The 13,719-nt window shown below is 59.9% G+C and carries 16 protein-coding genes; 8 read left to right on the forward strand and 8 right to left on the reverse strand.

Annotation, left to right across the window (positions count from 1 at the left end):
- The first annotated feature begins 25 nt into the window (after positions 1-25).
- The 5 genes from DCL27_RS11855 to DCL27_RS11875 all read left to right on the forward strand — a co-directional run bounded on the left by DCL27_RS11855 (position 26) and on the right by DCL27_RS11875 (position 3,463).
- The gene (locus DCL27_RS11855) at positions 26-811 is read left to right on the forward strand and encodes a DUF4198 domain-containing protein (protein ID WP_035600201.1); all 786 of its coding nucleotides are present in this window, start codon (positions 26-28) and stop codon (positions 809-811) included.
- Positions 812-885: 74 nt separating this feature from the next.
- Positions 886-1,368, forward strand: coding sequence for a hypothetical protein (locus DCL27_RS11860; RefSeq protein ID WP_005296807.1), 483 nt, complete (start codon positions 886-888; stop codon positions 1,366-1,368).
- Positions 1,355-1,960: a cobalt transporter CbiM gene (cbiM, locus tag DCL27_RS11865; protein ID WP_005283437.1), complete on the forward strand. Its 606-nt coding sequence runs from the start codon at positions 1,355-1,357 to the stop codon at positions 1,958-1,960. The genes DCL27_RS11860 and cbiM overlap by 14 nt, the downstream gene beginning before the upstream one ends.
- Positions 1,960-2,730 carry an energy-coupling factor transporter transmembrane component T gene (locus DCL27_RS11870; RefSeq protein ID WP_035600198.1) on the forward strand — a complete coding sequence of 257 codons (771 nt, stop codon included), beginning with the start codon at positions 1,960-1,962 and terminating at the stop codon, positions 2,728-2,730. Before cbiM ends, DCL27_RS11870 begins: the two co-directional genes overlap by 1 nt.
- Entirely contained in the window at positions 2,708-3,463 is a 756-nt protein-coding gene (locus DCL27_RS11875; RefSeq protein ID WP_005296802.1) for an energy-coupling factor ABC transporter ATP-binding protein, read from the forward strand. Before DCL27_RS11870 ends, DCL27_RS11875 begins: the two co-directional genes overlap by 23 nt.
- On the opposite strand, the gene thiI is transcribed toward DCL27_RS11875, so the two are convergent.
- Positions 3,460-4,908, reverse strand: a complete 1,449-nt coding sequence (thiI, locus tag DCL27_RS11880; protein WP_035600197.1) for a tRNA uracil 4-sulfurtransferase ThiI — start codon at positions 4,906-4,908, stop codon at positions 3,460-3,462. The genes DCL27_RS11875 and thiI overlap by 4 nt on opposite strands.
- Positions 4,909-5,119: 211 nt before the next feature.
- Here thiI and xseB point away from each other — a divergent pair, with 211 nt between their 5' ends.
- The 3 genes from xseB (at position 5,120) to dxs (ending at position 8,209) form a co-directional block, all read left to right on the forward strand.
- The gene (gene xseB / locus DCL27_RS11885) at positions 5,120-5,362 is read left to right on the forward strand and encodes an exodeoxyribonuclease VII small subunit (RefSeq protein WP_005283425.1); all 243 of its coding nucleotides are present in this window, start codon (positions 5,120-5,122) and stop codon (positions 5,360-5,362) included.
- A 3-nt stretch (positions 5,363-5,365) separates the two neighbouring features.
- Positions 5,366-6,271: a (2E,6E)-farnesyl diphosphate synthase gene (gene ispA / locus DCL27_RS11890; protein ID WP_035600196.1), complete on the forward strand. Its 906-nt coding sequence runs from the start codon at positions 5,366-5,368 to the stop codon at positions 6,269-6,271.
- Between the two features lie 72 nt (positions 6,272-6,343).
- Positions 6,344-8,209 (forward strand): 1-deoxy-D-xylulose-5-phosphate synthase, encoded by a 1,866-nt coding sequence (gene dxs, locus DCL27_RS11895; protein WP_035600194.1) that lies wholly within the window; start codon positions 6,344-6,346, stop codon positions 8,207-8,209.
- A gap of 82 nt (positions 8,210-8,291) precedes the next feature.
- Here dxs and pgpA read toward each other — a convergent pair whose 3' ends face one another.
- The 7 genes from pgpA to secF form a co-directional block, all read right to left on the reverse strand.
- Complete coding sequence (pgpA, locus tag DCL27_RS11900) at positions 8,292-8,792, reverse strand: phosphatidylglycerophosphatase A (protein WP_005283418.1); 501 nt, start codon at positions 8,790-8,792, stop codon at positions 8,292-8,294.
- Between the two features lies 1 nt (position 8,793).
- Positions 8,794-9,765, reverse strand: a complete 972-nt coding sequence (gene thiL, locus DCL27_RS11905) for a thiamine-phosphate kinase (RefSeq protein WP_035600193.1) — start codon at positions 9,763-9,765, stop codon at positions 8,794-8,796.
- 110 nt (positions 9,766-9,875) lie between these two features.
- On the reverse strand, positions 9,876-10,295 hold the full coding sequence (gene nusB / locus DCL27_RS11910; protein ID WP_005283412.1) for a transcription antitermination factor NusB: 420 nt from the start codon (positions 10,293-10,295) through the stop codon (positions 9,876-9,878).
- Between the two features lie 21 nt (positions 10,296-10,316).
- Complete coding sequence (gene ribH / locus DCL27_RS11915; protein ID WP_005283409.1) at positions 10,317-10,787, reverse strand: 6,7-dimethyl-8-ribityllumazine synthase; 471 nt, start codon at positions 10,785-10,787, stop codon at positions 10,317-10,319.
- Between the two features lie 87 nt (positions 10,788-10,874).
- Complete coding sequence (gene ribD / locus DCL27_RS11920) at positions 10,875-11,981, reverse strand: bifunctional diaminohydroxyphosphoribosylaminopyrimidine deaminase/5-amino-6-(5-phosphoribosylamino)uracil reductase RibD (protein WP_097364693.1); 1,107 nt, start codon at positions 11,979-11,981, stop codon at positions 10,875-10,877.
- 35 nt (positions 11,982-12,016) lie between these two features.
- Positions 12,017-12,466 (reverse strand): transcriptional regulator NrdR, encoded by a 450-nt coding sequence (gene nrdR, locus DCL27_RS11925; protein WP_005296787.1) that lies wholly within the window; start codon positions 12,464-12,466, stop codon positions 12,017-12,019.
- Positions 12,467-12,747: 281 nt separating this feature from the next.
- The gene (gene secF, locus DCL27_RS11930) at positions 12,748-13,716 is read right to left on the reverse strand and encodes a protein translocase subunit SecF (protein WP_005283397.1); all 969 of its coding nucleotides are present in this window, start codon (positions 13,714-13,716) and stop codon (positions 12,748-12,750) included.
- Between the last annotated feature and the right edge of the window lie 3 nt (positions 13,717-13,719).

A 13,719-nucleotide genomic window follows, 5' to 3' on the forward strand; every position in this document is an offset into this window, starting at 1 on the left:
CCCAACACCACCTCGGGAGATGACCATGCTCGCTAAAGCCACTCGCTTACTTATTCCCTTAGGACTACTCCTAGCCCTGAATACCGCCTCCGCTCACGAGTTTATGATTAAACCCGAGAAGAGCCAACTCAACGTCGGTGAGGCTGTCCGCGTCGAAGCGATGTCCTCCCATGTATTTATGGTCAATGAGGAGATGGAGAATCTTAACGATGTCACCTTAGCCCTATACCAAGGTGGCGCGAATACCCCCCTGACCCTGCACGAGCAACCCCAGCGCAACACCCTGGACAGCGAGGTCGTCTTGCCGCAAGCGGGCAGTGCCCTGTTAGTCGGCCACCGCCTAGCGCAGACCTGGAGCGAAACCACCGAAGGGATGTTGCCCGGCGATCGCGCTACCCTGGAAGCGCAAGGGAAAAACGTCATCAACGTTAACCGTTATGAGAAATTCGCCAAGACCTTACTCAACCCGAGCGCTGGGGATACCACCTATCAGCAAGTATTAGGGCAAAAATTAGAATTAGTTCTACTCACCAATCCCGCCGATATTAAAGGCAATGGGAAAATAAAAGTTCAAGCCTTATTAGATGGTCAACCACTGCAGAGCGCAATCAATATTACCTACGATGGTTATTCACAGGCGCACGATGCCTATCTGGCTAATCAACAGAGTGACGCTCAAGGGATCACCGAGTTTGCAATTACGCAACCCGGACTATGGTTATTACGCACCGGAGTAACACAATCACAGCCCCAACCGGATATTAATAAATATGATCTGCGGGCAACGTTAGTCTTTCCTATCACAGAATAAGCGATCAGCACGCTCCGCATTAATCATCTGGCGCACGCCACAGGCGGGCAACGGGGCATAGGAGGTCAATGATCATGCGCTCTGGCATAACCTGGGTACTCCTTCCCCTGGCGGGGTGGCTGGCCGCGCCGGTCGGCGCGCATAGCGTTCTAGCGCACGATCTGAGCAGCGATCAGGCGCGAGTGGTACAGTTTGGCTACTCGACCGGCGACGACGCCCCCTTCGCCCAGATCAAGGTCTATGCCCCCAATGATGCCGTCACCGAATATCAGAATGGGCGCACCGATCGTTTGGGGCGTTTCGCCTTTGTCCCCAATCAGCGCGGTGAATGGCGCTTGGAGATGCGCGATGGCATGGGGCATGCGCTCAGCCACCCCATCACGGTGAGCGCGCCGTCGGGCCAGGCGGCCTCCCAGCCGATCAAGCATGACCTCTTCTCCCGCTTCGCCCTGCCTTTACGCGCGCTACTCGGCATTAGCTTACTTATTAACCTCTACGCCGCCGCAGGCTATGTGGCGCATCAGCATAGGCGGAAAAACGCGCATGCACATCAGTGAAGGGATCCTAACGCTGCCGGTGATCCTCACCGGCTGGGGGGGTAGCGCCCTACTGGCAACACTGACGCTACGACGCACCACTGCGCAACAGCTGCCGCGCATCGCTGTCCTGAGTAGCGCCTTCTTCCTGGCCTCGTTGGTACGCATCCCGCTAGGGGCCAGCTCGGTACACTTTACCCTGCTCGGCGTGATGGGGATCATCTTGGGCTGGAGTGCCTTCCCCGCCATCTTCATTGCCCTGGCGCTCCAGGCCATCCTCTTTCAGTTTGGCGGGCTCTTGTCGCTGGGGGTCAATGCCAGCATCATGGGCGGCGCGGCACTCCTGGGCTGCCTGCCGCTGCGCGCGGGGTTGCGGCGCTCCGGCCGCCTGGCGCTGGGTATCGCCTTTCTCTGCGGTGCCTTGCCCATCGTCATCGCCGCCACACTCGTCTATCTGGCGCTGAGCTGGAGTCATGCCGCTCTCGCCTCAACGGCCACGCTGCTGTTTATTGCCAATCTACCGTTAGCATTGCTGGAGGGGGGAATCACCCTGTTTACCTTCCTGTTTCTGAAGCGGGTCGCCCCCGAACTGCTCGCCGGTGAGTCCCGTTAATGTTCTCGTTTCATCTTCCCCGATCTACCCCCTCGGCCAAGCCGCGCTACGGTTGGGATCCGCGCTGCCGGCTCACGGGCGCGTTGTTAGCCAGCGGCGGCGTGGTACAAACGCTTAGCCCGCAATGCGTCGCCATCTGGGGCTGTCTGGCCGCGCTCGCGCTGTTGATCACCCCGCTGCCACGCGGTGCCTATCGCGCCTTTATTCCCTTGAATATCCTGATGCTATTTCTCTGGCTCACCCTCCCCTTTAGCAGCACGGAGGTCCAGAGCCCCAGCCTGGCAGCACGCCCATCGCCAGGCGTCACGCTCGCCTTCCTGTTAACGCTCAAATCCAACGTCTCGCTGGCGTTCCTGCTCTTCTTCTGCGCCGGTCTCGATACCCGCGCGTTGGGGGCAGCATTACAGGGGATGCGTGTCCCCCCTCAGGTCATCTCGCTGTTGCTACTCACCTTCCGCCACCTCAGCACCTTAGCACGCTATCTCCGTGCTAGCCTGCAAGCCTTGCAGCTACGCGCGCCGGCCCGCCAACGCCTAACGCTCAGCACCAAGATGTGGATCTACGCCTGTATGCTCGGCTCCGTATTGGTCTACGCCGCTCGCCACGCAGAAGAGGTGCGTCTCGCCCTATGCTGCAAGCCCGCGATGCCGCGCTATGACATCCGCCGCTATCTGCATTGGCGTCGGCGGGACAGCGTGACCCTGATCTTCATCTTGCTGACACTGCTATTACTCATCGGAGGGGAACGTGTCTATCTTGCTGCAGGTTGAACATCTCACCGTCGCCTACCAGGCATTAGCGGTACTCCGTAATGTCAACCTGACTCTGCGCCATGGCGAGAAGGTGGCCCTCGTCGGCGCCAACGGCAGCGGTAAGTCATCGCTCTTGTTACACCTAAGCGGCTGCCTGACTCCCCGCGCCGGGCGTATTCTCGTCGAGGGGGAGTCGTGCATCGGACAGCCCCGACGCGCGGGGCGCAAGATGGGATTACTGTTTCAACGCCAAGAGTGCCAACTGTTGCTGCCCTCGCTGCGTGAAGAGCTCGCCTTATCGCTCTGCGACAGCCCGCTGGATGAGGCGGCGCGGCAACAACAGATCCAACAGATCGCCACCACCTTCGGCCTGCTGCCGCTACTCGATCGCCCTCCGCACCACCTCTCGGGGGGCGAGCAGCAACGGGCGGCGCTAGCCACCTTATTGATCACCCACCCCGCCTTACTCCTGTTGGATGAACCCAGCGCGGCGCTCGATCCCCAGGCACGGCGGACCCTGATCCATCATCTGAATCGATTGAATAACGCCCTACTGCTGGCCACTCACGATCTCGATTTAGCCCTACAGACGACGCAACGAACGCTGGTGCTCTGCGCTGGGCGCATCGCCGCCCAGGGCGAGACGGCACAGATCCTGCGCGATGAGGCGCTACTGGAGGCGTATGGTTTGACGTTGCCGCTCAGCCTGCAAGCGAGGCTGAGCGGCGACATGGTGGAGGGAAACGCTTAGGGGCGGTAGACGCGGACGTTGTGGTAGCCCTGCTCTTGCAGATAGAGGGCCTGCAAACGGCTCATGACCCCACGCTCGCAATACAGCACGTAACGACGGCCTTGGTCCAGATCGGCGAAGGCATTGGCCAGTTTATAGAACGGCAGGCAGATCACCTCGCTCCCTTCGAGCTGCAACGGCTTACGCTCCTGCTCATCGGGGGCGCGGATATCCAGCACCACATCGCCCTCGGCCAGCGATTCGATGGTCTCGACTTCGACCACGCCGGCCTCGCTCTGACGCGCGATGTCGCGAATGTCCATGGTCTGCGCCTCGTCGACCACGCGATCCAGAATGGCGAAATCGAAGTGCTCCTCTTCGGCCTCAATCTTCGCCTTCACCGCCTTCACCGTCGGGCTCTTCGAGATCACGCCGCAGAATTCCGGCATGGTCTTCGCAAAATCTTCGGTACCGATTTCACGCGCCAGACGAATGATGTGTTCTTTATCGTGGGCGATCAGCGGACGCAGCACCAGCGTATCGCTTACCCCATCGATCAAACGCAGGTTGGTCAGCGTCTGGCTAGACACTTGCCCCAACGCCTCACCGGTCACCAACGCCTGAATACCGTAACGCTCCGCGACACGTGATGCGGCGCGCACCATCATGCGCTTCAGCACCACGCCCATCTGCCCATCGTCGACTTTCTCCAGGATCTCTCCCACCACCGGCGCAAAGTCGATGGCGACAAAACGGACGCGGTGCGAGCTACCGAAGCGGTTCCACAGATAATGCGCCACCTGCTTAACCCCAATCTCATGGGCGGAACCGCCCAGGTTGAAGAAGCAGTAGTGTACGCGACACCCACGCCGCATCAGCATGTAGCTGGAAACCCCAGAGTCGAAGCCGCCGGAGATTAACGACAACACATCTTCCTGGGTACCGATGGGGTAACCCCCCTGGCCTTCGAAGCGGCCACGCACCAACAGCAGGCGATCGTCTTCGATCTCCAGGTTAACCGTTACCTCGGGGTGTGTCAGACGGACGCGGGCACTGGGGATGTTCTGATTCAGTCCACCGCCGACGTAGCGCTCCACCTCAATCGAGGTGAATTCGTGCTTACCACGCCGCTTCACGCGTACGCAGAAAGTCTTCTCTTCCAACTGCTCGCGGTACATCGCCAGCGTCTGTTCGAAGATGTCGTGCATGTCAGTGAAGGGGTGATCCTCCACCTCTAAAATGTGATGAATACCCGGGATTCGGGTTAAGGCGGTGCGCACGACGTCGCGACGGCTTTCCTCTTTGGCCCGAACTTCGATATGATCCCAATGGCGCGTTACCGCCACATCTTCAACCAACGGTTTCAACACGTTGCGGATATTCCCAGTAAGGATTTTAATAAAGCGCAGACGGACGGACTGGCTTTTGATAGTGATTTCCGGGAATAATTTAATGATAAACTTCATGGCGGTCGTGGCTAATAGTCGTCGAGATATGCGTTAAAAGGGCTTACACTGCACGGGCGCATCCGCTAGGGTGTTGCGCACCGTACCGAGTACAGGGCGCGCAGTATACCACTAAGTTAGCCAAAACGGTGCGAATGTACGCAGGCAGGTGCAGAATCTTGCCGTGTCACGGACGTCACCCTCGTTTTGCCAGTAACCAAGTAAAGAGATTATGGCCAAGAAAGCACCCGCCGCACCGGCATTTGAACAGGCACTCAGCGAATTGGAACAGATCGTGGTGCGCCTGGAGTCTGGCGATCTGCCTCTGGAGGAGGCGCTCAACGAGTTCGAGCGCGGCGTCCAACTGGCTCGTCAGGGGCAACAGACGCTACAGCAGGCGGAACAACGCGTGAAGATTCTGCTGAGCGACGATCAAGATGCGCCGTTATCGCCCTTCAACGCAGAGCAAGAGTGAGTCATGGCGACCTTTGAACAACAGTTGAAAGCCTACCGTCAGCGGGCGGATGCCGCCTTGTCTCAGGCGTTGGATAACCAACCCTTTGGTGATGGGCCCTTGGTCGGCGCCATGCGCTACGGTGCCCTGTTAGGCGGTAAACGTCTGCGCCCTTACCTGGTGTATGCGACCGGTCGCCTGTTCGATTGCGACCTCAGCGCGCTGGATGCCCCGGCCGCCGCCATCGAGTGCATCCACGCCTATTCATTGCTGCACGATGATCTGCCGGCAATGGATGATGACGATCTCCGCCGCGGGCAGCCAACCTGCCACATCAAATTTGGCGAGGCGCACGCCATTCTGGCCGGCGACGCCTTGCAGACCCTCGCCTTCACCCTCTTGACCGATAGCCCGATGCCTGGCGTTGCCGATCGCGATCGGCTGTGCATGTTGAGCGAACTGGCACACGCCAGCGGAGTTGCCGGTATGTGTGGCGGGCAGGCGCTGGATCTGGCGGCCGAGGGGCAGCACGTCGATCTGGCGGCGCTGGAGCAGATCCACCGTCACAAGACCGGGGCGTTGATCCGCTGTGCGGTGCGCCTGGGCGCGCTGGCCGGGGGTAACGCGGGCCACGCGGCGCTCACCCTGCTCGACCGTTACGCCAATGCCATCGGTTTGGCGTTTCAGGTCCAAGACGACATCTTGGATGTGGTCGGCGACAGCAGCAAGACTGGCAAGCGCCAAGGCGCCGATCAACAGCTCGATAAGAGCACCTACCCGGCCCTACTGGGGCTGGATCAGGCGCGGCAAAAAGCGGCCGACCTCCAACAGGAGGCGCTACGCGCGCTGACAGAGCTTGAACAACAGCACAACCTGAATACACAAGCGCTAAAATCCTTAGCCAGTTTTATCATTGAGCGCGATAATTAACGCCATACTAACAACCTTGTCCTCCCCCACGAAGCGACAAGGTTGTCCCGAATAAGTCGACATGAGCCGCTAATGAGTTTTGATATTGCCAAATACCCCACGCTGGCGCTGGTGCAGGATCCCGACGATCTGCGTCTGCTGCCCAAAGAGAGTTTGCCGACGCTGTGTGATGAGCTGCGCCAGTACCTGCTGAATAGCGTCAGCCGTTCCAGCGGGCACTTTGCCTCTGGGCTGGGTGCCGTCGAGCTAACCGTGGCGCTGCACTATGTCTACCGCACCCCGTTCGACTCACTGATCTGGGATGTCGGCCATCAAGCCTATCCGCATAAGATCCTGACGGGACGGCGCGATCGCATCGCGACCATTCGTCAGAAGGGGGGGCTCCACCCCTTCCCTTGGCGCGACGAGAGCGAGTATGACGTGCTGAGCGTCGGTCACTCCTCCACTTCGATCAGTGCCGGCCTGGGTATGGCGGTTGCCGCCGAGCGCGAAGGAGAGGGGCGGCGCACCGTTTGCGTCATCGGCGACGGCGCGATGACCGCCGGGATGGCCTTCGAGGCGATGAACCACGCCGGTGACATCAAGGCCGACATGTTGGTGGTGTTAAACGACAACGAGATGTCGATTTCAGAAAACGTCGGCGCCCTGAACAACCATCTGGCACAACTGCTCTCCGGCAAGCTGTATGCCAGCCTGCGCGAGGGGGGCAAGAAGGTACTCTCCGGCCTCCCGCCGATCAAAGAGCTGGTCAAGCGCACCGAAGAGCATCTGAAAGGCATGGTCGTACCGGGTACCCTGTTCGAAGAGCTGGGCTTTAACTACATCGGCCCGGTCGATGGCCACGATGTGCAGGCGCTGGTAGCGACGCTGAAGAATATGCGCGACCTGAAGGGTCCGCAGCTACTGCACATCATGACCAAGAAGGGGAAAGGCTACGCGCCGGCAGAGAAAGATCCCATCAGCTGGCATGCGGTGCCCAAGTTCGATCCCGCCTCTGGCACGCTCCCTAAGAGCAATGCCACCCTACCGACCTACTCCAAGATTTTCGGCGATTGGTTGTGCGAGGCGGCGCGCGATGACGAGAAACTGATGGGGATCACCCCGGCGATGCGTGAAGGTTCCGGTATGGTGCGTTTCTCGCGCGAATTCCCGCAACAGTTCTTCGACGTCGCTATCGCCGAACAACATGCCGTCACCTTCGGTGCGGGCCTCGCCATCGGTGGGTATCATCCGGTGGTCGCCATCTACTCCAGCTTCCTGCAGCGCGCCTACGATCAGGTGATCCACGACGTCGCCATCCAACGCTTGCCGGTGTTGTTTGCCATCGATCGTGGCGGCATCGTCGGTGCCGATGGGCAAACCCACCAAGGTGCCTTCGATCTCTCTTTCCTGCGCTGCATCCCTAATCTGCTGATCATGACGCCGAGCGACGAGAACGAATGCCGCCAGATGCTGCAGACCGGCTATCTCTACCGTGAAGGCCCTTCAGCGGTGCGTTATCCGCGCGGTACCGGGACCGGTGCGGCATTGGAGCCGCTGGCGGCCTTGCCGATCGGCAAGGGTGTCATGCGCCGCCGTGGCGAACGCATCGCTATCCTCAACTTCGGTACCCTGCTGCCGGAGGCCCTGGCCGCCGCCGAGCGGCTCAACGCCAGCGTCGCCGATATGCGCTTCGTCAAGCCGTTGGATGAGGCGTTAGTATGCCAGCTGGCGCGCGAGCATGACTACCTGATCACCCTGGAGGAGAACGCGGTGATGGGGGGAGCCGGGAGCGGCGTCAACGAACTGCTGATGCAACAGCGCCTACCCTGTCCGGTGCTGAATATCGGTCTGCCGGATAGCTTCGTTCCCCAGGGGAGTCAGGAGGAGATACGCCACGATCTGCGCCTCGACGCCGACGGTATCATCGCTCAGTTCGAGGCGTGGCGAGCACGCTGATCCGCGCATGCGCCATGAACGACAAAAGGGGGCCTGATGGCCCCCTGTGCGTTATCGGAACAATGGATAACCCGGTATCCACTCAGATTAACCCATAGTAGCCAACCAGCCACAATAGGATCGCCGACAGCACCCCGGCGACAATATCGTCTACCATGATCCCCCAGCCGCCATGCACGTTGCGATCGAACCAACGGATCGGCCACGGTTTCCACATGTCGAGCACGCGGAAAATGATCAAGCCCGCCAACACCCAGCGCCATTCGACAGCGGGTACCACCAACAGGGTGATCCACATGCCGACGAACTCATCCCAGACGATGCTGCCGTGGTCATGGACCCCCATGTCGCGCGCGGTGCGGTGACATAGGTAGGTGCCCAGAATGATGCTTAGGAGCAGAAAGGCCAGATAGAGCGCCAAGGGTAACTGCGTCAACAGGAGCCAGAAAGGGATCGCCGCGATGGAGCCCATCGTCCCCGGCACCACCGGACTCAATCCGCTCCCGAAGCCGGTCGCCAGCAGATGAAAGGGATTCCCCATGCGCAGGCGCGCCTTCGCCGCCTGCCGTTGTGTCTTGCTCATCTTAGCCAAAGTGATCAAACCCCTGTAGATCCAGTGTAACCTGACGATCGCCGCGCCATAGGCAGATGCCCTCCGATGCCGGGACCACCTGACCGACGCAGGTGAAGCGGCACCCGAGCTGACCGAGGGCCATATCCAGGGCGCCGCGCGAGATCTCCGGCACGGTGAAGCACAGCTCATAATCCTCACCGCCCGCCAAGGACCAGCGCTGGCGCGTCTCGGCATCCACCTGGCGCAGTAGCGCCTCGGACTGCGGTAACTTATCCAGATACAGATTGGCGCCACAGCCGCTGGCCTTGAGGATATGGCCGAGATCGGCAATCAAACCATCGGAGATATCGATGGCGGCGCTCGCCAAATCACGCAGCGCTTGCCCTTGCAAGACGCGCGGCTGCGGACGCAGATGACGCGCCAACAGGTAGCGCCGATCGGCCTCGTCGCCGATCGTCAGCCGCTGCTGTAACAGTGCCAAACCGGCGGCGCTATCCCCCAGCGTCCCGGTGACGTAGATCCAGTCGCCGACGCGCGCCCCATTGCGTTGCAGCGCCCGCCCCGCCGGTACCAACCCTTGCACGGTGTAAGTCATGCTCAATGGGCCGCGCGTAGTATCGCCACCGATCAACTGCATGCCATAGTAGTCCAGTTGCTCGAAGAGCGCATCGCTGAAGGCCTGGAGCCAAGGCTCGTCTACTGCGGGTAGGGTCAACGCCAATGATGCCCACGCCGGATCGGCCCCCATCGCCGCCAGATCACTGATATTGACCGCCAGAGACTTATAACCGAGGTCGGCCGGATCGATGTCCGGCAAGAAATGCAGGCCGCTAACCAGCGTATCGCTACTGACGGCCACCCATTGTTTCTCCGAGACGGACAACAACGCGCAATCGTCGCCGATGCCGCGCTGAACATCGTGGCGCAGCGTGCGCTGGCGGTTAAAGTAACGGGCGATCAGGTCAAACTCACCGTATGCCATAACAAGTTTCCTACGGGCGGCACGCCCGCCATAGCCGAAAAAAAGGCCGGAAATCCGGCCTATTGCGTAGCTATCAGTCCCTCTCGGGCCGGGCGGGCAAGCCGCGCTGATTATTTGCGATTCGGGCGCACCTGCGGTGCGATCTTATCCAGCACGCCATTGACGAACTTGTGGCTATCTTCGGCGCCAAAGGTTTTGGCCAGCTCGACGCCTTCGTTGATTGCCACCTTGTAGGGGACATCCTGGCGCTTGCTCAGTTCATAGATAGAGACGCGCAGGATAGCTTTTTCCACCTGCCCCAGCTCATCCAGTTGACGTGACAGCACCGGGGCCATCAAACCATCCAGATAGTCCGCATTGCTTGCCACACCGGACAGCAGCTCACGGAAGTAGTTTACATCAACGTCTTTCACGTCCTGCTCAGACAGAAACTGGTATTCGACATCGGCGATATCGTTTTTAGAGATCTGCCAAGAGTAGAGTGCCTGGACGGCACACTCACGGGCGCGGCGACGGGCAGCAGGTTTCACGGAATTCCCCTTACTAATAAATCAGGCTTTAATGGCTGTCAGTACATTGATCATTTCGAGTGCGGTCAGCGCGGCTTCCGCCCCTTTGTTCCCCGCTTTAGTCCCTGCACGATCAATGGCTTGTTCGATGGTTTCGGTAGTCAGTACGCCAAAGGCGACCGGCACTTCGCTATTCAGCGCGACGCTGGCCAAGCCAGAGCTGCACTCACCGGCAACGAATTCAAAATGGGCGGTGCCACCGCGGATCACGGTGCCCAACGCCACGACGGCGTCATAGCGACCGGTCGCCGTCAACGCGCGTACGGTCAACGGCAGCTCGTAGGCACCCGGCACCCAGACTACGGTGATATTGTCGTCAGAAACCTGACCAATACGCTTCAGCGCGTCGATCGCCCCTTCCAACAAACTGTCATTGATGAAATGGTTAAAACGCGCGATCGCGATGGCCACACGCGCTTGAGGGGCAGCAACAACGCCTTGAATCGTTTTCATACGGTTTCCTTAACATACGTAAGTTATACCCCGCAGGGGGGCGGATTCTATCATACTCTTTGCGCTTCTGCTCAGCTCCGTTGCCATTTAGGCAACGCGCAACGTCAGACGCAAATCGTCGCCGACGCGCGTGACCTCACTAAAAGCCAGCGACGGCGCATCGCCCAGGCGCTCCAGCCCGGGTAAGTGACATAGTCCTCGCGCCGCATCGCCCAACAGCTTCGGCGCCAGATAGACAATCAATTCATCGACCACACCCGCCTGTAACAGCGCACCGGCCAGGCGTGGACCCGCTTCGACCCACACACTGTTGATCTGCCGCTTGCCCAGTTGCATCATCAGCAACACCAGGTCCAATCCCGCGCCATTGCGCGGCAGCGACAACTGACTTACCGCCGACGGCCAAGCCTGTGTATCGGGCGTCTCGCGCGCCAGCAGGGTCTCCCCCGGTTGAGAGATCAGCCGATGTTGCGGCGTTACGCGATTATGGCTATCGACGATCACCCGCAACGGCTGGCGTAACCACTCACGCGGGTAGTGACGCTGTGTCTCGTCGTCTAACTCATCCCAGCGCACCGTCAGCGACGGATCATCGGCCAGCACCGTAGCGCTACTGCTTAAGATGGCCGAGCTCTGCGCCCGATAGCGCTGCACGTCGGCACGGGCGGCGGCAGAGGTGATCCATTGGCTCTCGCCAGACGCCATGGCGGTACGCCCATCCAGCGACGCGCCCAGCTTCAATTGGACATAGGGAAAACCGGTGCGCATACGCTTCAGGAAGCCCTTGTTGACCGCCTCGGCCTCGGCCAGCATCAGGCCATGGCGCACCTCGATGCCCGCCTGCTGCAAGCGATACAGCCCGCGCCCTGCCACGTGTGGATTGGGATCCTGCATCGCCGCCACTACGCGGCTCACGCCGGCGGCGACCAGCGCGTCGGCACAGGGGGGAGTCCGGCCATGGTGACTACAGGGCTCCAGGGTGACATAAGCCGTGGCGCCACGCGCGCGTTCGCCAGCCATGCGTAACGCATGCACCTCGGCATGTGGCTCTCCGGCACGCAGGTGAAACCCTTCGCCGACGATTTGCCCGTCACGCACCAAAACACAACCGACATTAGGATTAGGGGTCGTCGTAAAACGACCGCGACGCGCCAGCTCGAAAGCGCGCGCCAGGTAGAATTCATCAGGATGGATAGCCGACATCGTTACGATCTCCAGCGCTCGGGGCGCTACTCCTGCAAACGGGCGATCTCTTCGCCGAATTCGCGTACATCCTCAAAGCTGCGATAAACGGAGGCGAAACGGATATAGGCGACCTTATCGAGCCGCTTCAACGCATCCATCACCAGATTACCGACCATCTTGGTCTCCACCTCGCGCTCACCGGTCGCGCGCAATTGTGATTTAATCTGGCTGATAGCCATCTCGACATCGTCGGAGTTAACCGGACGCTTCTCCAGCGCCTTTAGCATGCCACTACGCAGCTTCTCTTCGTTGAAAGGTTCCCGCACACCGTTGCTCTTGACCACGCGCGGCATGACCAACTCGGCCACCTCGAAGGTGGTGAAACGCTCGTTACAAACCAGACACTGACGGCGGCGGCGTACCTGTGAGCCATCGCCCACCAGGCGTGAATCGATGACCTTGGTATCGACAGCGGAACAAAACGGACAGTGCATAACTCTTCCTGAACGGCTTCGGGGTCGCCATAGTGTACCCTCAACGCCGCTGACAACAAAGGGCGACATCCCCCGCTTTGTAGGGAAAATCACAACGAATGGCACGAAAATCGGCTTTTCCCCACCCTCATCCTGCGTCTCTCCCCGCTCTGCTCGCCACGGAATACACGAAAAGCCAGCGGGTGATTCCCCTGGCTCCGCAATAAAAAAATCCGCCATGCGGTGCCCCCCATGGCGGATTCGCTAGCCTAAGCTAGGCCCTATTTAGCCTGCCGCGCCGCTTATGGCAACAGTGAAGGCTGATCGGCCCCCTCTTTCTCCACCTTCTGCTGCAGCATGTGTTCACGCTTCATGCCCAGCTTCAGCGCCAATGCGGATGCCACATAAATGGAGGAGATGGTACCGATGGAGACCCCGATCAACATCGTCAGTGAGAAGCCTTTCAGCATCGCGCCACCGAAGATGTAGAGGCAGAGCACCACCACCAAGGTCGTCGCCGAGGTCATGATGGTACGGCTCAGGGTCTGTGTCAGCGAGACGTTCACGATCTCGTACGGTGTCCCGCGGCGGATCTTACGGAAGTTCTCACGGATACGGTCGGAAACCACGATGCTGTCGTTGAGCGAGTAACCGATCACCGACATCAGCGATGCCACGATGGTCAGGTCGATCTCGATATGGAACAACGACAGTACCCCGAGCGTAATGACCACGTCATGCGCCAACGCCAACACCGCACCGAGCGCCAGACGCCACTCGAAACGAAAGCCGACGTAGATCAGGATGCTGATCAGCGCCACCAGCAACGCCATGCCGCCGGCCTGCGCCAGATCGCTGCCCACGCTCGGACCGACGAACTCGATACGCTTGACCGAGGCGTCGCCATCGATGACCTGCTTGACCACCGCCACGACACGATTGCCCAGTTCCTGGCCTTCGTTGCCGCTAATCGGTGCCATACGGATCATGATGTCACGGCTACTGCCGAAGTTCTGCACGACGGGCTCTTCGAAGCCTGACTTGACCAATGCCGCACGCATCGCATTGAGATCCGGCGCTTTCTCCACCGTCAGCTCAATCACCGTACCGCCGGTGAAATCCAGGCCCCAGTTGAACCCCTTCACATACATCACCAGGCAGGAAGCGAGCAGCAACAACCCGGAGATAGTGAAGGCAACGTAGTCCCAGCGCATAAAGTCGATGACTTTACGCCCGTGGTTAAGTTGTTCAACGCTATAATCTTGTGCCATTCC

Source organism: Edwardsiella tarda ATCC 15947 = NBRC 105688, from assembly GCF_003113495.2.
GTDB classification, from domain to species: domain Bacteria; phylum Pseudomonadota; class Gammaproteobacteria; order Enterobacterales; family Enterobacteriaceae; genus Edwardsiella; species Edwardsiella tarda.